22 protein-coding genes are annotated in these 23,900 nt (G+C 36.5%); 7 read left to right on the plus strand and 15 right to left on the minus strand.

The features are described 5' to 3' along the window. Positions 1 to 235 precede the first annotated feature (235 nt). The 7 genes from NC797_RS08260 to NC797_RS08290 all read right to left on the minus strand — a co-directional run bounded on the left by NC797_RS08260 (position 236) and on the right by NC797_RS08290 (position 4,363). Positions 236 to 793: a DUF5412 family protein gene (locus NC797_RS08260; RefSeq protein WP_272436304.1), complete on the minus strand. Its 558-nt coding sequence runs from the start codon at positions 791 to 793 to the stop codon at positions 236 to 238. A 151-nt stretch (positions 794 to 944) separates the two neighbouring features. Continuing rightward, on the minus strand, positions 945 to 1,364 hold the full coding sequence (locus tag NC797_RS08265; protein WP_272436305.1) for a hypothetical protein: 420 nt from the start codon (positions 1,362 to 1,364) through the stop codon (positions 945 to 947). After that, a complete protein-coding gene (locus tag NC797_RS08270) occupies positions 1,357 to 2,100 on the minus strand; it encodes a permease prefix domain 1-containing protein (protein WP_272436306.1) in 744 nt (247 codons plus the stop codon). Before NC797_RS08270 ends, NC797_RS08265 begins: the two co-directional genes overlap by 8 nt. Then, on the minus strand, positions 2,087 to 2,437 hold the full coding sequence (locus tag NC797_RS08275) for a PadR family transcriptional regulator (protein ID WP_272436307.1): 351 nt from the start codon (positions 2,435 to 2,437) through the stop codon (positions 2,087 to 2,089). The genes NC797_RS08270 and NC797_RS08275 overlap by 14 nt, the downstream gene beginning before the upstream one ends. A gap of 265 nt (positions 2,438 to 2,702) precedes the next feature. Beyond that, positions 2,703 to 2,936 carry a DUF3953 domain-containing protein gene (locus tag NC797_RS08280; RefSeq protein ID WP_272436308.1) on the minus strand — a complete coding sequence of 78 codons (234 nt, stop codon included), beginning with the start codon at positions 2,934 to 2,936 and terminating at the stop codon, positions 2,703 to 2,705. 105 nt (positions 2,937 to 3,041) lie between these two features. Beyond that, complete coding sequence (locus NC797_RS08285; RefSeq protein WP_272436309.1) at positions 3,042 to 3,617, minus strand: nucleotidyltransferase family protein; 576 nt, start codon at positions 3,615 to 3,617, stop codon at positions 3,042 to 3,044. Positions 3,618 to 3,739: 122 nt separating this feature from the next. After that, positions 3,740 to 4,363, minus strand: a complete 624-nt coding sequence (locus NC797_RS08290) for an NUDIX hydrolase (RefSeq protein ID WP_272436310.1) — start codon at positions 4,361 to 4,363, stop codon at positions 3,740 to 3,742. Positions 4,364 to 4,668: 305 nt separating this feature from the next. On the opposite strand from NC797_RS08290, the gene NC797_RS08295 reads away from it, so the two are divergent. Further along, positions 4,669 to 5,889: a dicarboxylate/amino acid:cation symporter gene (locus tag NC797_RS08295; protein WP_272436311.1), complete on the plus strand. Its 1,221-nt coding sequence runs from the start codon at positions 4,669 to 4,671 to the stop codon at positions 5,887 to 5,889. 153 nt (positions 5,890 to 6,042) lie between these two features. Here the strand turns inward: NC797_RS08295 and NC797_RS08300 are convergent, their stop codons facing one another. After that, a complete protein-coding gene (locus NC797_RS08300; protein ID WP_272436312.1) occupies positions 6,043 to 7,215 on the minus strand; it encodes a TraB/GumN family protein in 1,173 nt (390 codons plus the stop codon). Between the two features lie 132 nt (positions 7,216 to 7,347). Continuing rightward, entirely contained in the window at positions 7,348 to 7,566 is a 219-nt protein-coding gene (locus tag NC797_RS08305) for a hypothetical protein (protein WP_272436313.1), read from the minus strand. Positions 7,567 to 7,611: 45 nt separating this feature from the next. Between NC797_RS08305 and NC797_RS08310 the strand changes: the two genes are divergently transcribed. Both NC797_RS08310 and NC797_RS08315 read left to right on the plus strand, forming a co-directional pair. Continuing rightward, on the plus strand, positions 7,612 to 8,346 hold the full coding sequence (locus NC797_RS08310; RefSeq protein WP_272436314.1) for a hypothetical protein: 735 nt from the start codon (positions 7,612 to 7,614) through the stop codon (positions 8,344 to 8,346). 352 nt (positions 8,347 to 8,698) lie between these two features. Continuing rightward, positions 8,699 to 10,210 (plus strand): glycine betaine uptake BCCT transporter, encoded by a 1,512-nt coding sequence (locus tag NC797_RS08315; RefSeq protein ID WP_272436315.1) that lies wholly within the window; start codon positions 8,699 to 8,701, stop codon positions 10,208 to 10,210. A 104-nt stretch (positions 10,211 to 10,314) separates the two neighbouring features. Here the strand turns inward: NC797_RS08315 and NC797_RS08320 are convergent, their stop codons facing one another. The 3 genes from NC797_RS08320 to NC797_RS08330 all read right to left on the minus strand — a co-directional run bounded on the left by NC797_RS08320 (position 10,315) and on the right by NC797_RS08330 (position 14,661). Continuing rightward, positions 10,315 to 12,672 carry an FdhF/YdeP family oxidoreductase gene (locus tag NC797_RS08320; protein WP_272436316.1) on the minus strand — a complete coding sequence of 786 codons (2,358 nt, stop codon included), beginning with the start codon at positions 12,670 to 12,672 and terminating at the stop codon, positions 10,315 to 10,317. A gap of 112 nt (positions 12,673 to 12,784) precedes the next feature. Next, the gene (locus NC797_RS08325; RefSeq protein WP_272436317.1) at positions 12,785 to 13,144 is read right to left on the minus strand and encodes a Na-translocating system protein MpsC family protein; all 360 of its coding nucleotides are present in this window, start codon (positions 13,142 to 13,144) and stop codon (positions 12,785 to 12,787) included. A gap of 224 nt (positions 13,145 to 13,368) precedes the next feature. Continuing rightward, the gene (locus NC797_RS08330; protein ID WP_272436318.1) at positions 13,369 to 14,661 is read right to left on the minus strand and encodes an L-lactate MFS transporter; all 1,293 of its coding nucleotides are present in this window, start codon (positions 14,659 to 14,661) and stop codon (positions 13,369 to 13,371) included. Positions 14,662 to 15,026: 365 nt separating this feature from the next. Between NC797_RS08330 and fdhD the strand changes: the two genes are divergently transcribed. Together fdhD and NC797_RS08340 are read left to right on the plus strand one after the other, a co-directional pair. After that, positions 15,027 to 15,836 (plus strand): formate dehydrogenase accessory sulfurtransferase FdhD, encoded by an 810-nt coding sequence (gene fdhD / locus NC797_RS08335; RefSeq protein WP_272436319.1) that lies wholly within the window; start codon positions 15,027 to 15,029, stop codon positions 15,834 to 15,836. A gap of 363 nt (positions 15,837 to 16,199) precedes the next feature. Beyond that, on the plus strand, positions 16,200 to 17,045 hold the full coding sequence (locus tag NC797_RS08340; protein ID WP_272436320.1) for an FtsZ/tubulin family protein: 846 nt from the start codon (positions 16,200 to 16,202) through the stop codon (positions 17,043 to 17,045). 103 nt (positions 17,046 to 17,148) lie between these two features. Here the strand turns inward: NC797_RS08340 and NC797_RS08345 are convergent, their stop codons facing one another. The 3 genes from NC797_RS08345 to NC797_RS08355 all read right to left on the minus strand — a co-directional run bounded on the left by NC797_RS08345 (position 17,149) and on the right by NC797_RS08355 (position 21,508). Beyond that, the gene (locus NC797_RS08345) at positions 17,149 to 17,745 is read right to left on the minus strand and encodes a TlpA family protein disulfide reductase (RefSeq protein ID WP_272436321.1); all 597 of its coding nucleotides are present in this window, start codon (positions 17,743 to 17,745) and stop codon (positions 17,149 to 17,151) included. A 1,108-nt stretch (positions 17,746 to 18,853) separates the two neighbouring features. After that, positions 18,854 to 20,377 carry a malate:quinone oxidoreductase gene (locus NC797_RS08350; RefSeq protein WP_272436356.1) on the minus strand — a complete coding sequence of 508 codons (1,524 nt, stop codon included), beginning with the start codon at positions 20,375 to 20,377 and terminating at the stop codon, positions 18,854 to 18,856. A 654-nt stretch (positions 20,378 to 21,031) separates the two neighbouring features. Further along, a complete protein-coding gene (locus NC797_RS08355) occupies positions 21,032 to 21,508 on the minus strand; it encodes a PepSY domain-containing protein (protein ID WP_272436322.1) in 477 nt (158 codons plus the stop codon). Between the two features lie 211 nt (positions 21,509 to 21,719). Between NC797_RS08355 and NC797_RS08360 the strand changes: the two genes are divergently transcribed. Further along, positions 21,720 to 22,430: a response regulator transcription factor gene (locus tag NC797_RS08360; protein ID WP_272436323.1), complete on the plus strand. Its 711-nt coding sequence runs from the start codon at positions 21,720 to 21,722 to the stop codon at positions 22,428 to 22,430. 13 nt (positions 22,431 to 22,443) lie between these two features. Next, entirely contained in the window at positions 22,444 to 23,862 is a 1,419-nt protein-coding gene (locus tag NC797_RS08365) for a sensor histidine kinase (RefSeq protein ID WP_272436324.1), read from the plus strand. Positions 23,863 to 23,900 lie beyond the last annotated feature (38 nt).

The raw sequence follows: 23,900 nt of genomic DNA on the forward strand, positions 1-23,900 counted from the left end.
ATGAAAATCCACCTCTCTTATTGATTACCGCAACAAAATTTCACCACCCTTGCCATCTTTTTCACCAATGTCAAGAGGTTTACCATACATCACCAATATATTTACCAATGAATACTAGCTTAACAGGATAATAAGAAGCCAAAATGCATATGAGTGAATAAAATAATGCATACTTTGGCTTCAGTAAAATTTAAAATTGTTTTACAATTGCCACCCGATAGTGCATTAAATATTATTAGTTTTGGTAGCAAGTCTCATATTCGTCTTTCATTAACAAACTTTTACAAGCCAAACCATTTTCGTGGTAAATTTCTTTACCGATTTCTAATTCGATACTTCTATTTGAATTTGGATAATCAGGTTCGTCATTTTGAATGTACAGCGTATCTTCATCCATCCATTCCATAGAAAAATTACTTTTTGCATCACTATAATAAACAGTTTGAACTTTATTTTTCTCATTATTGTTTGTGATTTCAACCCATACGTTAACACCGCCTGCTGCACCACCATATGGTTCATAATAAGCATTAGCTGTATATTCTTCTATGGGTGATGTAACAGGTCCAGGTCCCTGTTGGATGAATTCTCTATCAATTTCACTAAATGTAAAAAAGTACGTTTCATATATATAGATTGAAGAAATCAGTACAACCCCAGACAACGTTGCAATCAGTAATTTTTTAGGAAAAGGCTTCTTTTTAATGAAAAAAATTATTATCTTTGCACATAAAATTAAAAATAATATGACGGTAATGAAAGATATTAAAAAACCAAATAAAATTAAAATCATAATCACCTCGTTCTAAGTTCATTAAATCAAACCCCTTTATTATTCTAAAGTTATTAACACGACATAGATATTGACAATCTGGTTCAAAAATCTGGCCCTTAGTAGAATAAGGGTGAACTTTCTCATTCAGAATAAGCTACATTTGTTTTGATCATTTTTTGTTCCCACCAATAATTAGTGATATATGATAGTAAATCAGTGAAGCGATAACTCCATACATCATATACGATACTAATTCTTGTCCAATCAAGTAAATTTCACTTTCGGCTATCGCTAAAATCATCATAAAGACAAATGCTGCAATTGCTCCTGTTACAAAATATAAAACAAACTTAGTGAAATAAAGCGATACATTTGATTTAAAGGATTTTTGATAGGTGATTTTTTCAATCAAAACAGATAATGGAATTCCAAGAAAAAAGAAACCAGGTAAAGAGTACAATCCAAAAAAGAACATTGGTCCCCATAAACCTTCAATTGTTTTATCAGACATCGTTATATAATTGATTCCACCTAATAAAACGCTAAATATAACAGTTGATAATAATGCAATGATGACTTTTTTAATCATCATTTTTCCTCCTTTTATATTTCTTGATGTAGGTATTTAGGATTGACCAAATGATAATAAGCACCCCAAATACAATGAAAATGCCTAACGTAATAAGAGCTATATAATTGTTTCGATTGTCATCAAATTGAATTTGCATAAACCACTTGTCATTTAAAGCATAGCCTTTTGTAGGAACAAGCTCATTATTAACTGGCGATATGTTATGAAAAACATATTCAGCATTCTCAACTTTTGCTGGAAAAGCTTCTTCCATCCCATCCTCAGAGTAGTAAATGGAGAGGTGTAATATTTTCAAAGAATCACTAAAATAATTGACTTGTTTTAAGACTTCATCTTCCTCTGCTGTGGAAAATTCAGTATCCTCGTTTAATTGTGCTGCAATATTACTTATCAAGTCCTTACGCTCGTTTTGTTCCATTTGATTTAAGATTACTAGCCAACCAAGTCCAATGATTCCAACTATGCATACACCAATGGAAAACCGTAATAATTTCTTGGCAAAAAGCTTTTGCGCTTCAAAAAATTCCATTAACCCATGTGAAAGTTGTGCTTCATCACCAAATCGATTTAACGCTATTTGTACAGCTTTGCTTTCAGATTTACCTTCTGCTTTTAATTCCTCAACAATTTCCAATAGATGAGACCGCATTTCCACTTTTAATTCTTTGATTTCCTTTTCCGTTCCATCAAAGTCTTGATAAACTGAATCAATATACTTATCAATTTTTTTCATTTTTCCCTCCCCCTTCTAAAAAAGAATCAATGATATTTTTTACAAATTCCCATTCCTTTCGTTTTTGTATAAAACCCTCTTCACCTAATGACGTTAATTTATAGTATTTACGCCTTCCACCTGCACCTTGCTCATCTCCCCAATACGATTCAATCCATTTATTCTTTTCCAATCGCTTTAAGGATAGGTAAAGTGTTCCTTCTTTTAATTCGAATTGATTGTCATTTTTTTTTCGAACGAACTTTCCTAATTCATAGCCATACATATCCCTGCTATGTAAAAGAGACAAGATTAGCGTATCAATATGACCTTTTAACACCTCTTTGTTTATCTCCAATGATTCTCACCACCTATACTATTCATTGTATTTACATTACTACATAATGCAAGGTATCCTTTTAAAAAAATATTGGTATAAAATGGTTTAGAAATTTAATGAATCAAGCCTCTGTAAGAGTTTATATTGACACTAGAGAACAAAACAGGACTGTCAATTACATGGCACTTCTGTTGGAAAGCCCCACCTACGCTTCGCTTAGAGGTGGGGTTCTAAAACCCTAAAACCATTTAAAGATTAAAAAACCCTACTATTCCATTTATCTTCATTTTAATAAAAACCCTTTAATTGATACAAATAAAGAAAGTAAAAAGACAACAAAAAATAACCAACCATAGGCTTTTCGCTCTTTTTGAAATTCTTCTAACCCCATAACCAACATCATTAGACCTAAGAATAACATCATGTATGGCTGAAACTCTAAATTTTTCGTGATTAGTCCATATACAGCAAATAAAATGCCTACAACCGAGAAAACATAACGTAAAATTTTCAGCAAAAAATCACTCTCCTTTATCTTCTTCAACAAAAACTGCCACATTAACACAACAAGGCTGCTGAAATGATAACTATTGTTCTAATAAGGCTTGCATCCGATAGCATCCTAAGAATTATTGATACCGTAAACCTTTACCCTATTCCAAATTTTATCCCAACCCTTTTTGGTAACTCGACTATTGTAAACTTTAATTCTTTCTTTTTTGTCGTAAAATGGTGTAGGTCTTACTTCTAAATTCACAACATCATTAATTCCCCAAGGGGCTATTAATTTAATATCATTTTTTTCATCTAATTTGACACCTAAAGATGTAGCTGTCTCTGGAAATTTGGAAATACCGTCGATAGATGATGAATAGGGAGGCATGTTACTTTTAATGTGCATTCTTGCCTGATTTTTTACTGACCAAGGGATATCGGACACAAAGGATTTTAACATTTCTTCAATCTTTTTTTCTTCTAATTCATCTACTTTTCTCGAATCGAAGTAAATTACATCAATATCTGGTAATGGAGTCCTTGAACTAAAATTGTGTACCACATCCCATATTTTTGAACGAACAAATCCTGCACAAATCCACCAATCAGGCAAATTTAATACTTTTACAGTTTTTAATAAATTCATCATCCATTCATCTTCTCTTATAGCTTTAATTATATCTTCCTCGTTTCTTATTACCATTGAAACTAACACCTACTTATAATCTATTGCACCTGCATTAAGCTAATTTTTCTTCATAAATTGAAAATTGAGCATCAATTCCCTCTTTATTTCCACGGGCATCTAACCTTTCAATGCACGTCTTAACTACTCTTCCGAACAAGCTCAATAAAGTGGACTAGTATTCTAGCAGTTAGTCCCCAAATCACTTTGTCCTCAAACACATAGAAATATTCATCCATTTTACTTGTCCGCCAATTATAATTTCGGCCGCCTGCAATCAGATCAAATGGGAAATTTTCCTCTGGTTGCACCTCAAAGTTTACATGATAAACCTTGGGTTCTTTTTCTAGAAAAAAGGATAGCGGTACTGTAAATACTTCCTCTACCTCTGACTGATTTGGCGTAATACAATCTAAGTTGTTCACTTGCCCTACATATGGGTAGACAATCATGCCAAATGGAGAAACTAAATAATCTAAAGGAGAAATATCTGATATGGCATTTCTATTAATACCCAGCTCTTCTACTGTTTCTCTAATGGCCACATCCTGTTCCGTCTTATCTTTCGGTTCCATTTTGCCTCCTGGGAAACAAATTTCTCCAGGCTGCCTATTCATTGCACTGGAACGAATCTCGAATAGAATATGAACCTCCTCATTCATCTGTACAAGGGGCAACAGAACTGCAAATTTGGAAAACTGTTCACTGCCAAGTATCGATGGAGTATGCTTATTTAGTTTATTTAAAATAAGTTTTGCATCCATGAATTCACCTCAAATTAAATACCTATCATCATTAAAAATAATTGTTACTAAAAAGTATAACATAGTATGAAATCCACATAACAGAACATAACATACGTTACAATGGTTAATCCTTATTTTACATGTTACTATTTAACAAAAATTAAAATGCAACCAGTTCACAATACCTACTTACTAATTTACGTAAGCATTGATTTTGACACTTAAATCAATGTGCTGTAACTTATTAGGGACAATACCAAGTATAATTATCAGAATACAATACTATTATATTAAAAAACTATTTCTAATTTGGAGGTCGGTTTATGAAAACCGTTTGGAGAAGCTACATTCATGCATCGCTTATTTTAAAAATCACCGTTGCGCTAGTGTTCGGCATTATTATTGGTTTGATTTTTGGGCAGCAAGCGGCAGTTCTATCACCTTTTGGCGATCTTTTAATTCGTCTGCTTAAGTTCCTTATTGTCCCACTCGTTTTATTCACGTTAATCGTAGGTGTGAATCAAACAAAGATTGGAAGTTTGGGACGAATGGGGGGAAAGGTATTTGTCTATTATCTACTAACTTCCGCTTTGGCAATTATCGTTGGCGTAACTGTTGCAAGTATTTTCAACCCTGGAAGTGGTATGAACCTTGATTCTAGTGAAGCATTTCAAGTTCCTGAAAATCCAGGTATCATCAGTGTTCTATTAAATATCGTGCCTGAAAATATTGTTACGGCATTCAGTGAACTGAATCTGTTAGGGATCATCTTCACAGCATTCGCTTTTGGTATTGCGATATCTTCTTTAAGGGCATCTAAAGGACATACGGAATTAGGTGAACACGTTTATAAAGTGATAGATGCTCTAAACGAAGCAACTTTATCAATCATGAAGGTCGTGCTTCAATATGTGCCGATCGGAATTTTTGCTATTATTGCAGTAACAGTCGGTAACCAAGGGGCAGATACTTTATTATCTTTGGGAAGCATGGTTGCTGTTCTATACGTGGCTTTAATCGTACAGCTTGGCTTTTACCTTATCCTAATGCTATTATCAAAAGTCCGTCCGAGTAATTTTTTCAGCCAAGCGCGAACGCCGATGATCACCGCTTTTGTTACACAGAGTAGTGCGGGTACATTGCCCTTGACGTTGGATGCAGCCAAAAATTTGGGGTTATCAAAGAGCTTATATGGATTTAGTCTACCATTAGGAGCAACTATTAACATGGATGGAGCAGCAATCCGCATAGCCGTTTCAGCTGTATTTGCAGCCAACATTGTTGGGGATCCATTGAGTTTTATCGACATATTGCAAGTCGTATTGATAGGAACATTGGCTTCTATTGGTACAGCGGGTGTTCCAGGTGCAGGCATTATTATGATAGCAACCGTTTTCGCACAGTTGGGCTTACCTATCGAAGCAGTAGGTCTGTTAACAGCTGTTGATGCACTCGTTGGAATGGGTTGTACTGCTCTAAATGTCACTGGTGATCTGGTTGGAACAAATATCATTGATAAAACCGAAACCAAACAAGAAGTATAAAGATATCTCTATAAAAAGAGACTCCAGATACTGACTTTTAAAACAGTGTGGAGTCTCTTTTTTACAGGCAATATTTGTAAAAATCGTCATTCATTTAAATTCCATAAACTTTTTGTTCGCAAGGTGAACGTTCAACAAACAATTTCATGTACTCTAAAGGTTTTCTAGAAACAACCGGATTACATCTGCTCCACCAATGAATGTTCCTAGCGAGCTTCCCAAATTCGCCAAAACAACGATCAGTAAAATGCGGGACACCTTATTCCTCCAAAAACCTTTTACACTAAAAACATCCTCAGAAAGTGTTTCAAAGTCTGCTACACTCGGTCGACGCAAAAAGGCTTGTACAATTCCGGCAAACCAACCAGCTGCAATTAAAGGATTCAAGGATGTTATTGGCGCCGCTACAAAAGCGGTAATAATGGTTAGCGGATGACCGAGAGCAACCGCTGCCCCAATTGCGGAAAAGGAGCCATTCCACAGTATCCAGCTTATCGTTTGCTGGAATCCAGCAGAAGGATTTGCTAAAAAGGTATATGCAATAATTGCAAGAATAAGAACTGGGATTGACCATGCAATCAATTTAGGACCCTTAGATTTAGGTGGAACTTTTGACAAACGTACTAAATCATGTTCCTTATGAATTTCTTCTTTAATACCTGGGACATGAGCAGCTCCCAATACAGCAACAACCTTGTTACCAGGCGCATCCTTGATTTTCTGAGCTAAATACTGATCCCGCTCATCTATTAAAGGCGTTTTTAGTCGTGGAAAGTGCTCTGTAAAATCCTTCAGCATCGCATTCAGCATATCTTGGGACTTTAACTTTTCCAATTCCTCTTCTGTGATGGTTTCGTTATTGAATATACTAAACATAATTTGTAAAAGAAGCTTAGCCTTGCCCCAAAAGCCTACCCCATGCCAAATGCGGGCAAAGGTTACTTGTATATTTCGATCAGCAAGCACTAGGTTAGCGTTCATTTCCTTTGCGGATTCAATCCCCTGAATCATTTCTTGCCCTGCATTAATTCCGAATTGTTTTGCCATCCGTTTTTGAAAGGATGATATAGCAAGATTCATTAAAAGCAAAGTAGCTTTCTTTTCTTTAATGACCTTAAATATGTCCATATCCTTCCATTTGTTTCCATCCATTATTGATTGGTATCTTTGTTCATCCAACTCAACACAAACAGAATCTGGGCTTTCCGATTCAATCACTTGTTTTACCTGTTCCGCACTTTGTTTCGATACGTGGGCAGTCCCCACAAGGATAATTTCCTTGTCATTCAAATCCATTCTTGTTATGTTTGCGATTTCTTCTGACATAAACTACCTTCCTCTGCTGAATTTCAATATTATATATATATCATACAGTTTTACTTGTATTTATTATATAATAATGAGCCAGATTGAAGTTAATTTCAATGAAGATCTTTTGTTAGTGAAAAAATATGGTCACTATAAGTGCATGGTGAAAAGTCGACAAGTTAGAAGGTCAACTAAGAACACCACTTCCTGTAACAGTGTCGATACAAGTACGTCAGTCATCGCAAGCAAATCGAATCGGCGTGTCACCTCTGTACGGGTTCTCATTGCCCTTTCTTCTATGTCCTTCCTTGTAGCAAAGGCATGATCTGGATATAATTCAATCCCTAATGTCCCTTTATTATTTCGCATGCATAGGATAATACAAAAATAAGCTAAGGGAGGTTCTGGGTACAAATGGGTTTATTTATTAACAAGAGTAACCATCCAAACATTTTTAAGAACAACTCAACTATTAAGGAGCCAAATCAAGAAAGTTTTAGAAGGAACTATTTTTCAGAAATGGTTGAAGAACAGAAAAAAATAAACGATTCATTAATCGACTCCTTTCATGATTTAAAGCATTTATACCAGCAGCAAGAAACGAATCAAGTAAATAATTGGAATAAACTTGGTCAACAATTAAACGAATTAAAAGAAAAAAACATTCAACAAGATCAATTTGAAAGTGAGGCGACAGAGTGGTTAACCAAATTGGATGAAAACAATAGGAAGTTACGAAATATAGTAGAAAATGAAAGTGTATTAAATAAGGATATGTATGATCAGATCAACGCCTTAAGTCAATCCAATAAAGAGATTGTGGATCAATTAGGAAGTTATGATACGACGAACCAGCAACTGCTGTCACAAATGCAACATATTCAGGAACACATGTCTAAACAAGATGATAAGCAGAGTGAAATGATGAGTAGGGTTGAAAGCCAAGAAGCACTAATGGAGAAAGCCTTAATCAAAATCGATCATATTCGCTCCACTCTTTACGAGAGGGCTAACTATTTAGCAGAAGAAATAGAAAACGGGTATAACATAACTTCCACATTTTTGTATCAATTGGTTACGAGCTCTGATCAACCTCTAAACCTTTATATGATGAAACAAAAAAAGGAAGAAAATCAAAAGGAATCTTAAGAAGCCAGACGAAATCAACGGATCAATCAGAGTTTACTATCCACGCTAAAGGGAATGAATCATTCCTCAACCATTGAGAAATTACATGAGTTGCAAATTTCAAAATTGATTTAGCTTTTAACCCTTTCATCACTTCGCATTGCCACTTATTGCTTACTCTTATAAAATTTAATCATTTAAAAAGGCAAGCAGGTAGACGAGAGATACTTTTTCTTGTCTACCTGTTTATTTATGTAAGCGGTATTTTTTTCTTTTACATAATCCTTTTGGTAAAGGAAGATACTAAAGGAACAGAATATATTTGTCTTAGTTGGATAAATACACAAATTTTACATAGAAAGGAGCTCCATTTATGAAGCAGAACTATACTGTATTTTTTGTTTCTATTTCAATACTGTCTATACTTGTTATCACTGGAGTAATTATTCCAGACACATTGGAACGAATAACCGCAAATATCCAATCCTTTTTCTCGACAGCGTTTGGATGGTATTACCTTATTCTTGTAACCATTATCCTCATCATTTGTTTGTATTTGTTAATAAGTCCTGTTGGAAGAATAAAGCTTGGAAAACCTGACGATAAGCCTGAGTTTTCAAGACCCACCTGGATTTCCATGTTATTTAGTGCTGGGATGGGGATCGGCCTTGTCTTTTATGGTACCTCAGAACCAATAAGTCATTATGCAATTAGCTCTCCAACAGGGGAACTTGGCACAGATCAAGGCATTAAGGATGCCCTCCGGTTTACTTTTTTTCATTGGGGAATCCACGCTTGGAGTATTTACGCTATTATTGCGTTGTCTATCGCTTACTTTCATTTCCGACACGGGAAGTTAGGATTAATAAGTGCAACATTAAAACCAATCCTTGGTGAAAGGGTAAACGGGGCAACTGGCAAAGCAATCGATATCTTTGCCGTTTTAGCTACAGTCATTGGTGTTGCTACATCGCTTGGTTTTGGTGCTGTACAAATAAATGGTGGATTGTCCTATCTTTTTGGAATCCCAACAAATATTCTGATTCAATTTTTAATTATTGTTATTGTCACCGTTTTATTTATGATTTCTGCTTGGTCGGGATTAAGTAAAGGGATCAAAATTTTAAGTAATGCCAATATGGGGCTTGCTGCTCTGTTATTTCTGTTAATGTTTATCTTAGGACCGACGTTGTTTATTTTAAATTTACTGACCGATACGATCGGTGCATATGCACAAACTTTACCACAAATGAGCTTCAGAATTGCTCCATTAAATGAAGAAATCCGTGGTTGGATTAACGGTTGGACTATTTTTTATTGGGCCTGGTGGATTGCATGGTCACCATTTGTCGGAATCTTTATTGCTCGTGTTTCGAAAGGGCGTAGTATCCGAGAGTTTGTATTTAATGTATTACTAGTTCCCACTATTGTTGTATTTTTGTGGTTTACCACGTTTGGTGGTTCCGCAATCTTACTTGAACATAACGGTGTCGCTGAAATATCTGGTTTAGCGACGGAAGAATCCTTGTTTGGCGTTTTTGCCAATTATCCATTGGGCTTATTCACTTCCATAATTGCAATTGTGCTCATCGGAACGTTCTTTATTACTTCAGCGGATTCTGGCACATATGTTTTAGGTATGATGACGACAAACGGATCTCACTCACCAGGCATTAAAATTAAACTGACTTGGGGAATTATGCTTTCGGCAATAGCCATAGCACTTCTTTACACTGGAGGACTCCAAGCACTACAAAACACCATGATCATTGCAGCACTTCCCTTTTCTTTAATTATCGCTTTAATGACAATGAGTTTAATCAAATCATTATACAGTGAATCGAAAGAGCTGGGAATTGGTCGAATCAAAAAACGAAAGTCATAGGTATAGGGGACATATAAAATATAAACGAGAGAGCTGCCCGTATTACTAATGGACAGCTCTTTCTTAGCATATTTGATATGTTTTCGAAAATGCAGAGTGGAATCCTACTCTACCGCCATTTCTAAGTCTTCAATTCGCTTTTCAAAATAATCAACATCTTTTTTCGCATTAAAACGTTCCGCCTTTTCCACTTTAACTGCAACACTGTATTGAGGAATTCCTGAAGGCCCATCATAGATACCCTTTGGAATCAAGAAATTTCCTTCTGGGAAATGAAGACCGATATTTCCGTTTGTTATATCCGCAAAATGAGCTTTCCCTTGAAAGGTACCAAATTGGTTGTAAATAACAATTGGTTCTCCATCTGTTATATTTAGTGCTCTTGCATCTTTTTCATTGATTAATACATCATTACGACCTGCAGAGTTGAATGGATCTGTTTCCTTGTAAACCATAGAGTTAAACTGTTTACCACGACGTGTAGTAATATAGAATGTGCCTTCTGGTTTATCCAGTTTTGGAATGTCAATTGGAATTAGATTTCCTCTCCCATCTGGCGTCGGACAAATTCCGTCTTCACATAACCACGCGCCGCCCCATTGGAAAACGTCACCTTGTTTTTTCAGATGCTGAATACCATTGTAGCTTGGATTTGCATGCGCTATTTCATCACGAATAGATTGACCACTTTTAAAGTCAACTAGATGTGCTGTTTCTGGTTTCACTCTTTTTGCAAGATCAACGTAAATTTTCCATTCCGTACGGGCTTCATCTACCGTTTGCTTATTTCCTTTGATTTCAGGTGAAAAATAAACCATCCGCTCCGTTGAAGTAGAAGTTCCACCGCCTTCTTGTTCATAACGAGTTTTCGCTGGAAGAACAATTACTGCTTCTTTCGCATCGACCAGTGTCGACGTATTAAAGATAATATCTTGGTGAACCCGAATGTCTAATTCAGATAATGCTTTTTCAATAAAATCAGGATTTGGCATTGTTTCTAAGAAATTTCCACCGCTCATATAGTAGAGTTTTAATTTTCTTTCATGATCATCTGGAAGAACAGCATTTTCTAGAGAAACACCCACAATGTCTCCTTGCCACTTTGGAAGTTCAAAGTCCCATAGCTTTTCAATTCTCTTAACATTTTCCTCATCCCAGCCACCGCCAGGAAGAACAAATGGATCTGCTCCCATTTCACCACTACCTTGAACACTAGAGTGTCCACGGAATGGCATAAGACCAGCATGTTTCCGGCCTAAGTGACCGCGAAGAAGAGCAAGATTCGCAACCTGAGAAATATTATCTGTTGCAAAAGAATGCATCGTTAAGCCTAACGCCCACGCATATACTGCATTTCTGCTATTTGCTAATAGTTCGGATAACTCTATCATTCTTTCTTTTGTTACACCTGAAGACTTCTCAATCTCATCCCAGGATTGGTCTTGGACTTTCCCCTTAAGCTCCTCATAACCATTCACATGTTCCTGCACAAATTCGTGGTTAATGGCAGATCCAGCTTCTTTTTCCTCCATTTCAAACCAATGTTTCATGATTCCGTGCATTAATGCAATGTCTCCGCCAATGTTGACCTGATAAAAATCATCCGCAATTTTAGTTCCAAATAATGCAGATTCAGCATTTGAAGGGACCCAATATTTATCCATCGCTGGCTCCCTATATGGATTAATAACAATAATCTTTGTGCCTTGTTTCTTAGCAGCAAGCATATACTTTGTTGAAACAGGCGAACTATTCGAAGCTACAGAACCCCAGAATAAAAGAACATCCGTTCCAATCCAATCTTGATAGTTTGCACTACTAGCACCTATTCCAACAGAACGTTTTAGTGCAGTCTTAGATGGGGAATGACAAATACGAGATGCATTATCAACATGGTTCGTTCCAAGGAAACGAGATACCTTTCCTGCTACATAGTAGGATTCATTGGTAATTCCTCTGGAGGTTAAATAAAAGCCATATTGTTTCGGGTCAAGTTTCTTCATTTTTTCTGCAATCATATCCATTGCTTCGTCCCAATCTATATGCGAAAACTTTCTTTCGCCCTTTCTACGAATCAACGGGTATGGAATACGACCGAGCCCTCGTAATTCTTTACTGCTGTACTTTTTCAGCTCATCAATATCGGCGTGTGCAATCTCTTCCTTCATCGCAGGCATTGTACTTAAACGCAAAACATTTAAACGTGTTGTGCAGATGTGCGGTCCCTTCAATGTTTGATCTTGAAGACCTGAAACTCCTAATGCGCATCCATCACAGACACCTTTTGTGAGGATATTTTTGGCGTAATTCAAATTGTCCTTATTCTCCCACATGATTTTCATTGTATCTCGAATATGCTTAGGCTTTACTTTACCTAAACCAAACGGAATCGGACTTACCCAATGCTCAGGTGCGGGCGCTTTAGAAACTTTTATAGGGCCTTGGTGTTTTGTTCCCCCCATTTTCTACTCACTCCTTACATTTTATAATTAAAAAACCACCGTATATTTTTACTAGGTAAAATATCTACGGTGGTTAAGTCTTCAGCAGGATCGCTACCAAGTGCCAAACCTTTTATTTACAATACTTTTCTTCGATGTTTTCATCAAAAATAAAGATGGACATTCCGAAATCTCGATCAATATCAATGTCAACAAACAGATCCACATACTTGCATTCTAAAAATGCTTCCATTTCGATAGGAGGATTTTTTCGATACATTTCTTTCACCATTTCTGTTCTTGCAGCTCGAAGTACTTGCTTCCCATCCTCTGAATTTGAGATGAATTTTTCAACTGGTGATAGATTACCTTCCATCTCACAAATCGCCCAATTTTTGCAAAATGTAGTGGTGATTTTACTTGGACCTTTTCCCATATGTTTTTTTCTAAAAGAGCGAACAAGATTACTAAATTCCGCTTCGTACTTATTCATGGTGCCCTCCTACCTAAAAGTGCGTGTTCAAAAAGTCGCCGAATTAGAAGCAAGCAGGTCGAGGCGGCGTAGTTTTGAGGAGCGCAGTGTAGACATAACCTACATGAGCACAAGGATTGCTTCCCCGAATATACATCGCACGAAGGAAAAGCGGCTTATCATTTGGTGACTTTTGAACAACCTCTAAAACAATGTTTACATGCTTTTATTTTACCATATTATTATTAGGAGGATGCAAAATTTTTGCTTGCTATAACACCGTTTTTCGCATTCGCTTCATTTTTATCCTGTAATTTTTTTATATCTTTACGAATAACCATAGAAATAATCAAAGCAATAACAAAGAGTCCTGCAAAGAATGTTAAGCTAGCCGCATAGCTTCCAGTTGTATCCTTCATCCATGCTGCGAACATCGGACCTGCTAAACCCGCAGCAGCCCATGCTGTTAAAATATAACCGTGAATGGCACCAAGCTGCTTTGTACCAAACAAATCCCCAATATATGCTGGAATGGACGAAAATCCGCCTCCATAGCAAGTATAAACAATTGCAAGCATTACTTGGAACAACAATACCTGTTCTGTATTTGGTAATACCGCAAATAACACAATTTGTAGAACAAAGAATGTCGTATACGTATTCGTTCTGCCAATATAGTCAGAAATAGAAGCCCAGCCGATTCTCCCAAGACCATTAAAGATTCCTAATACACCGACTAATGCTGCAGCTTCAGTAACTGTAAGTCCGATACTTTCTACAGCAAGTGGTTTTGCTGCAGACAAAATGGCAATTCCACATGTCACATTGATAAATAACATCAACCATAAATAATAGAACCTTGGTGTTTTAATCGCTTCGTTTGCTGTTAATTGAGATAAATCTTGTTTGAATTTAGATTTACCAGATGCAACCTTTTCTTTAAATCCTTTTGGAGCCCAGTCAACAGGTGGTTTTTCTAAATATAATGATGAGGCTACCATTACAACAAAATAGGCAATTCCTAAAATATAAAACGTGCTAGCCGTACCTACAGAATTAATTAAAGAATCCATAATTGGACTACTAATTGCTGCAGCAAAACCAAATCCCATGATCGCTAATCCAGTTGCTAACCCTCGTCGATCAGGAAACCATTTCACTAGTGTAGAAACTGGGGCAATGTAACCGAGTCCGAGTCCGATACCTCCTAAAACACCATAGAATACATAAAGGAGAGGTAATGAACCCATATTTACCGCAAACCCGGATCCAAATATCCCTACACCAAAAAATGCAGCAGCGAGCAATCCTGATTTTCTCGGACCATATTTTTCTACAAAATGTCCAAGAAAGGCCGCTGATAACCCTAGAAATAAAATTGCTAAGCTAAATGTTAATTGTACTTGTTTTGCTGACCAACCAAATTGTTCCGTTAAAGGGGTTGTAAAATTACTCCAAGCATAGACGGAGCCTATAGAAATATGTATCCCTACAGCAGAAGCCGCAATAAGCCATCTGTTTTTTACTTTTTGCACCATTGCCACATCCTTTTTATTTTTTGCATAATAAAAACCGTTGATCCTCCTAAAAGAATTTGGCTCGAGCATTCTTTTCAAGGAAGATTAACGGTTAGTAAACAGCAGGATTCGCTACTATCGGCCCAACAGTAAATCGATTTTATAAGTTCAAGTAACAAATTTAACCGACAATAGGAGCGCTATCTCGCGTCAAGAAATGTTACATTTTGATGAACTATTTCAAAAGATACCACGAAAGCGCTTTATATAGCAATAGTTTTTTTAAAAATTATCGAAATAAAATAGAGGAATCTGTCACTTGTCTTATTAAACAGTTTATGTTTATATGATTACAAAATAACTATCAATTTTAATAGGGTGATAACATGGTACAAAATATAAGCCAAACACGACCTATCGTAAAATATCAAAATGGGAAATTACAGGAAGAGGATGATGAAATCGTAACAGAATTTCCAATTACCATTCACATTAATGGGGAGGAGTTTGCAACAATGGTTTGCACCCCAACTCATCTAGAAGAACTCGTTATTGGTTTCTTGGCTTCTGAGGGTGTCATACTTTTTAAAGATGACATTGCAGATCTCAAAATTGATGAAAGCCAAGGATTTGCATACGTCACATTAAAGTCAAAAATCCAACTGAACCAACAACAATATTCCAAGCGTTTTATTGGCTCCTGCTGTGGCAAAAGTAGACAGTTCTATTTTCAAAATGATGTTCGAACTTCAAAAACATCCATGACCAAAACGGTGATTAAAGCCGATGAATGCATTAACCTCATGAACACAATGCAGAAAAACAGTCTCGTGTTTAAGAATACAGGGGGCGTACACAATGCCGCACTGTGTAATCCATCTGACATTATAGTCGACCGAACAGATATTGGAAGGCATAACGCACTTGATAAATTGTATGGGCATAGTATTTTAAACAAAATACCTGTACGAGATAAAATTATTGTTTTCAGTGGTAGAATTTCATCAGAAGTACTCACAAAAGCAGCAAAAATTGGCGTGGGAATTGTCCTTTCAAAATCAGCACCAACAGACCTTGCTATCCAACTTGCAGAAGATTTAAACATCACTACTGTCGGTTTCATTCGTGGACAGTCATTTAACGTATATTCGCATGCGGAGAGAATATCGTCTATAGATGAAGCACAAATGAGCTGATGTTGGAAGCAAATCACTATTAGAGGTTGTTCAAAAAGTCACCAAATGATAAGCTGCGCATCTCGGGCCCACACGATGTGGGTCATGCAGGCGTTGCCACAGGACGTGGCGGTCTTAGCCTGTATTCCTTAAATGGCTTGTTTTTCCGTTACTCACGTATTAATAGCATACGTTCCGTTACTCAAAACTACGCCGCCTCGACCTGCTTGCTTCTGATTCGGCGACTTTTTGAACACGCACTATTATTAGAGGTTGTTCAAAAAGCGTATTCAACAAAACTAGTCATTTTTCTCAACACGTTCTGACAAGTTTTATGTGGTTCTTTGTATATAATGGTGAAAAAGTGAGTTGGGAGAAGGCAATATGGAGACATCTGTTAGTATTTATCAAATGAATAGTGAACGTTCTGAAACAGAAAAAGCCATTGAAGAAAAGCTAGAACCAAATGACTTGTGTTTTTATCGCTTTATCGGAGGCAACTCAAGTGAAACGGATGCGCTTACCAACCAGTTATGTGCATTAAAAGAGAAAAAGGTATTATTAATTGGAGTCTTTCGCTTTCCATTTCGGTTCGAAGGCAAAAAAAGATTTCGGACTGCAATCACCCAATATTTTCGGATGAAAGAGCTCTGTGACTCCATTATTTATTTTAACAGTGACGGATTGTTGGAAACCATCGATACTAGCACTACGATTCGTGATGCCAACACTACTTTTAATGCGATCGAGGAGCACACGATTGACACGTTGAAAGAAATGATTGAAATGACAGGTGAGATGAATATTGATTTTCAAGATATAGAGAGTTTCATCGCAAACAATAGGGGCCCTTTATTTTTACATACTGTTGAAGAGGAATCGTTTGACGAGCCGTTAAAATATCTAATCTCGACGCCTTATTTACCTAAAGACTTCACAGACGGAAAACAATTAATCATTAACATTGGATATACTCGAGATGTCGATATGGAGGCATTCCGCCAAATCAATTTGCGTCTTCACGATCTTTTTTCAAAAGCAGACCTGTTCAAACTCGGCTCTTATTTTATCGATGAACCCGGGCAAAGCTTTAAAATTACACTTCTTGTAAATGGTATTGACGATCCAATAGAAACCCCAGGTGATTATAAAAAAGTCCCGAAATATAGAGGGGTATTGCATAAATGGAAAATTTTAATCGATAAAGCGAAGGAAAAAACGCCGATATGATTCTGTGAGCTTAGACATTGCCTGGAAATATTATTTCACAGATGCGATACAAAGCCGTAGTCCCAAAGGATGATCTAAATGACAAGTCGGCATCATCATACAGTTATTTGACATCAATGAGCTCCTGAAACATTTTTTCCAAATTATCAGGGGATGTGATGCCGATCATTTTATTTTTTACCCTTCCACTTCTGTCAATGAAATAAGAGGTCGGAATTGAAATGGCCTGATACATTTTCCCTACTTCCCCTTCTTCATCTAATAACACAGGGAATTCGATACCGTATTCATTTACAAATTGTTGAGCACCCTCAACAGAATCAGCAGTCGTCAGATTGACTGCATAAATTTCCATTTCATCTCGATATTTTTCATATAATCGAACTAAATCTGGTGCTTCCGCTTTACAAGGTGGACACCATGAAGCCCATAAGTTAATAAGGACAGGCTTGTCTCCCTTTAAATCAGAAAGTTTATAAGTCGGTTCTCCGTCCAATCCGTTTAGAGTAAAGTCAGGTGCCTGTGCTCCTATAATAGGCCCGCTCCGATTAGTATCCTCATTTTGTCCAGTTGCTGGTTTTATTTCATTATTATTATTATTTCCTGACCCCGATAAACCAATCATTTGCTGGATACCGATAACCACCATAAACAGCCCTAAGACTAGCAGCAATATCCAATTCCATTTCTTTATCTTCATGTTAAGCGTCTCCTTTATAAGCTAAAACCCAGTGAACCAACCCTATCGTTTCAACTTTATGTAACACATATTTTTCTAATTATTTTACCAGAAACGGAGTGAAGACAGCACACCAAACAGATTCCTCTTTTCATGGGGCACTTCTCACTAGTTTAATAGCGTGATTCTCTTGTTTCTAGATTGAGTTGTTTTGGATTAACATTGATGTATCTCAAATATCTAAAGAGATTCACCTCCCCTTTTTAATGCCTCTTCTCCATATTCTTTTATCATACCCCACAAATGTTAAAATTTTGTGTGTTTTTGAATATGATATTACATTTATTCAGTTACTGTTTTGATCTGATTAAGCACTTTTTTGCATTCTTTGAGACGGTTTGAAGGTGATGCATCTTATGAATATACATTAATGGGAGCGTGTTTTAGTCATTCGGTGTAGGGTAAATAACTGTCAATGAGAAGAAATGCCGTATTAGTATTTTTTAAGGCCAAGCTGTTAAGTGTGACAGCTTGGCCTTAATCTTAAAATAAATTATGTCCATTAAACTACATTTATTTATAACACCTAACAGAAGCAACTTCCATAGCGGTAACTTCTGCGTTTTATTATAGCCCTCAAATGCAATGACAAATACCCGAATAATGACTATTATTCGGGTACCTTTCACTATTTTATTGCTATCTTGTTTTTCCTCGCCCACCAGATTTCCCCTTGCCCCTTCTTTGCTCATCTGGTACTTTGCCTCTATTATTCCCATTACCTTTCCCTTTTTTATCGTGGCCTTCTGTAGCCATATAAATCCCTCCAATTAAACTCTTTTTTAAATTTTTAAGGATAGTTGCTCGTTTTACCCCGTGCAAATATGTCCTTATTATCATCACCTAAAACGTACGGAACTATTCAGAGGGAATTACCGATAATTTTATACTTACTCAAAATGCAAAAAAAGAACCTTCAATCCAAATTTAGATCAAAGGTTCTACATTTTAATTCAATGATATTGATTACTCAATTCTCTATTTTATCTCTTTTTTTCACTCAGTGCCTTTTCACTCTTTTCACCACAGAAACAATTGTACATTGATAAAATACTCTAAATCCAAAGAATTAGCTATAAACCGATTCCTTTTCACTTAGATCAAGCGACTGAGCTGTTGACGTATGAATTTTTTTGAAAAGGTCTGGGTTTTTCGCTAGTGATACACCATAAGAAGGAATCATTTCTTTTATCTTCGTTTCCCACTCTTTCATATGCTGTGGGAAGCATTTTTCTAATACCTCGAGCATCACGTGAACGGCAGTAGAAGCGCCCGGAGAAGCGCCGAGCAGTGCAGCTATCGAGCCATCATCGTCACTAACAACTTCCGTACCAAATTGAAGTGTTCCTTTACCGCCAGCCTCAGTATCTTTGATAATTTGCACACGTTGACCCGCTACCACGATATCCCAATCCTCGCTTTTGGCGTTTGGGATAAACTCTCGTAAAGTTTCCATGCGTTGTTCTTTCTTTAACATAACTTGCTTCATCAGGTATTTAGTCAATGAAGCATTTTTTACACCTGCGGCCAACAAAGTTACGAAATTGTCCATTTTTACAGACCTTAGCAAATCAAACATTGAACCCGTTTTTAAGAACTTTGGTGAGAAGCCAGCAAACGGCCCAAAGAGCAATGATTCTTTATTGTCGATAAACCTTGTATCGAGATGCGGTACAGACATTGGAGGAGCACCAACAGGAGCTTTGCCGTATACTTTTGCATGATGCCGCGCCACAACGTCTGGATTGTTACACACCATAAATAATCCACTTACTGGAAATCCTCCAACACCTTTTCCTTCAGGTACACCGGATTTTTGTAGCAAATGCAGGCTTCCTCCGCCGCCACCAATAAAGACGAATTTAGCCGTATGAAGGTCGACAGTACCGCTATCGACATTCCTTACTTTCAATTCCCACGATCCGTCGCTAGTACATTTGATATCCTCAACACTATGCTTGTAGTTTATCTCGACGTTTTTACTTTTCAAGTGATCAAACAACTTACGTGTCAATGCTCCAAAGTTGACATCCGTTCCAGAGTCAATTTTTGTTGCTGCTACTGGTTCATTCGATGTGCGACCTTCCATGATAAGTGGAGTCAAATCCTTCATTTTTTCATGGTCATCGAAATATTCCATCCCTTGAAACAGGGGATTGTTTGACAGCGCTTCGAAACGCTTTTTTAAAAACGTGACGTTTTGTTCCCCTTGTACAAAACTCATATGAGGTAATGGCACGATAAAGTCCCGCGGATTACGAATCCGATTGCTGTTTACAAGATAGGACCAAAACTGTCTTGAAAGCTGAAACTGTTCATTAATTTTTATAGCTTTGCTGATATCTATAGATCCATCAGACTTTTCAGATGTATAGTTAAGCTCGCACAATGCAGCATGACCCGTACCCGCATTATTCCATTCGTTAGAGCTTTCCTCTCCTGCATTATCGAGCCTTTCAAACACTGTAATGTCCCAGTCCGGCACTAATTCTTTTAGCAGTGACCCCAATGTTGCACTCATGATTCCAGCACCAATTAATATAACGTCTGTCTTATTCTGTGTGTTGGTCATTATAACCTTCCTTATCCCAATATTAACAAAAAGAATAGGCACTCCTGCATAGGTATCATAAAATCAAGGCGCCATCTAGTAACACAACTTTTCCATTCCTATATAAGTCTACCATAATCTTTTATAATTATTTACAATTATCTATAGAATGTATCTGCTATTATATGAATAATTATAAACTGTTTAAATTTGGAAAAAAGTGAGAAATCCTTCCATAGGTGTTTAGGGACACAACCTTAACTGGTTCTTGTAAGGGTTGAAGGCTTTGGGTTGTCGTTATTTGTGGTACGGTTTACTATAGCTTGATTTTTTACGAAATCGGTGTCAGACACTACAAAAACACAAATGTCTTTCTAACGTGCCAGACACCAGTTACTTGGATTAACTAATAAAGAAGAGAAATAATCCTCTCCCACCTTTTTTTAATGTACATTTATTTAATAGTATATTTGGCTCCTCGTCCGTGCCCTACTATTTTGACACCTTCTGATGCCATTTCTTTTATGACTAGTGATTTCAAAAACTGCCTGTTCAGATGCCAAGAGTGTAACAAATGGCATTTATTAAAGGCAAAAATAAAAAACCAAATGCTTTATTAAGTCATTTGGTTTTTTATCTTACCGTTTGCTTACTGAACTCTTGTACTCGTTTTTTTATGATGTTGTCTATATATTATTAATTTTCATCGTTACTTTCACTTTCCTGCTGTTCATCATCCTGGTCTCCGTCTTCGTATTCGACGTTTTCATCGTCACCATTTTCTTCATCTTCATCATCATCATTTTCAACTTTTAAAAATTCTCCAGAAGTCGCATCCACTTTCACTTCCTGTTTTCCATCTTTTGTTTCGATCGTAATCTCATACACGATTGTTCCATTTTCATCTCCAAGTTCAGTGTCAAGAACTGTTCCATCCACTTCATTTAAAGCCGCTTTCTCTGCATCCTGCGAAGGTACTTTTACTTCCTTCTTTAACTCAGCTTGTTCACTCGCTTCGTTTTCCTTTTCCTTTTCTGTCTCTGACTTTTCAACGGTAGCAGAAGTGTTGCTGGCTGCTGAAACACTATCCGTAGGAATATTTGCACCAAACACAAATCCCCCTGATAAAATAGAAAGAGTTAAACCGCCTGCAATTAATGTTTTCTTTTTCATTCAAATTTCCTCCTTAATTTTTATTATCAGCTCCTGCTGACTAATTTAATCCTATCAATTAAAGATGAGAAAATAAGGTAAGTATAATGAAAGTTTGTTAAGAATTAAATGAGAAATTTCTCATCTATTTCTCATTTAATTTTTATGGAGTTAAACTACATACACCAGTACAATGTAATTAATAATAGGAAAATCAAATAGAGGTGAACCTATGACTAAGGAATCTATCTTATTAGTAGAAGATGAACATAATGTGGCAAGTTTTATTCAACTTGAACTTGAGCATGAAGGATATATCGTTGAAGTTGCTTACGATGGAGAACAGGGATGGGAATTTGCCCGTGAAGATAGATGGGATCTTATTCTTCTTGATTGGATGCTGCCAAAATTAGATGGTTTAGAAATATGCCGAAGAATACGAAAAATAACTGAAGTCCCAGTGATTTTGCTGACGGCTCGTGATTATGTTGGGGATAAAATAGCAGGACTAGATACAGGAGCAGATGATTATGTTACAAAACCGTTTGAAATTGAGGAGCTTTTAGCAAGAATTAGAGTTAATATAAGACGAACTAAGCAACATAAAATTAGTAAACAGGATACCCAAGTTTTACAAGTGGAAGATTTAGTGGTTAATCCAATTAAACGACTCGTTTCAAGGGCCAACATTCCTATCCAGCTCTCACAACGGGAATTTGAATTGTTATCTTTCTTAATGAATCACCCGGATGAAGTTCTAAGTAGAGATTATCTTGTTTCTGCCGTTTGGGGTTTTGATTATACAGGAGAAACAAATATTGTAGATGTTTATATTCGTTACTTACGAAACAAGATAGACCGTGATCATGAACCAAAGCTAATCCACACTGTTCGTGGGGTTGGTTATGTGTTAAGAACAATACAAGAACAGAGGCTAGAGTGAGAGGATATTCGAAATGAATTTCATTAATCGATATTTCACAAATAAATTTAAAATTCACGCTGATACTTTAATGTACCGTTTTATATCATGGTATATATTTAGCTTGTTATTAGTGGTTATTATTATCAGCCTATCAGTTATGGTCACCGTAACCTATTTTTTATTTGAAAAAACAAATCAAGAAATGGCAGCTATAGAAGCAAAGCTAAAATCAACGCTAGCTCAAGAAGAAGATAACTATCAAGAAGAACTGGATAACATTTTATACCCAGACCATGCCAACTATTTAATTGAAATTAAAAGTGGTGAAGATCAGATCTTAGCTCGCTCGAGAGGATGGGCTGAAACTTTTGAAGGCAATCAGGAACAGATGGAATTTCAGAATAAATGGTTAGAAAACCTAATATGGGATCAAAACAGAGGAATGTTTCTTTCTGATTATGTTAATTGGGAAAATCACAATGGACAGCAGGGTACTTTTAAAATTTTAGTGAAACTTGGATCTTTACAAGAACTACTGTTACTCCTCACCAAAATAGTGGGGGTCACAGCATTGTTAGGTATTCTATTTGGTTCCTTTCTAATATATCGATTAACCAAGAAAAACCTCCAACCCCTATTATTCGTTGCTAATTCAATGAAACAGATTCAACAGTTTTCCGATTTAAAACTTCGTGTTCCCATACCAAAAGGTGCAAAGGAATTAGAAGATTTAGCTGGCACATTTAATAATGTACTTGATCGTTTAGATTCACAATACGAAAAAGAAAGAGAGTTCACTGCTAATGCGTCTCATGAATTACGAACACCCCTAGCAGCAATCAGAGGCCATTTAGGTTTATTAAATCGTTGGGGGAAAATGGATAAAAAAATACTAAATCAATCTCTCAAGGCCATGAGTGGAGAAAGTAAACGCATGGAAAGATTAATTCACCAACTTTTGACATTGTCCAGGTCTTCAACCATTACATTCCAAAAATCCAAACTTCATTTAACGAAAACAGTTAAAAGTGTAATAGACAACTACTATCTTCCCATTGACCGGAAATTATTAATGGAGGGAATCGAGAATGACATCTTCATATTGGGAGATGAAGATCAGATAAAACAAGTGCTTATCATATTATTAGATAATGCGGTCAAGTATACGGATAAAGACGGAAAAATTCATGTTTCCCTCCAAAAACAAGGTGATTTAGCTTTGTTAAAGGTTACCGATACAGGAATTGGTATTCCAAAAGAAGACTTGGCGAAGATATTTCAACGATTTTACCGTGTTGACAAGGCAAGGGCACGTGCAACAGGTGGTACAGGTTTAGGGTTATCAATTGCAAAAGATGTAGTAGAAAGGCATAACGGTACAATTAAAGTTAACAGTGAGATGAATAAAGGGAGTGAATTCACTATAATACTGCCAGTCGCTGGTGACTAGGTCTCCCTTAGCTCCCTTTTGTTGTCCGATTATATTAG

Origin of the sequence: Terrihalobacillus insolitus, assembly GCF_028416575.1 — a bacterium.
Classification (GTDB): Bacteria; Bacillota; Bacilli; order Bacillales; family Amphibacillaceae; genus Terrihalobacillus; species Terrihalobacillus insolitus.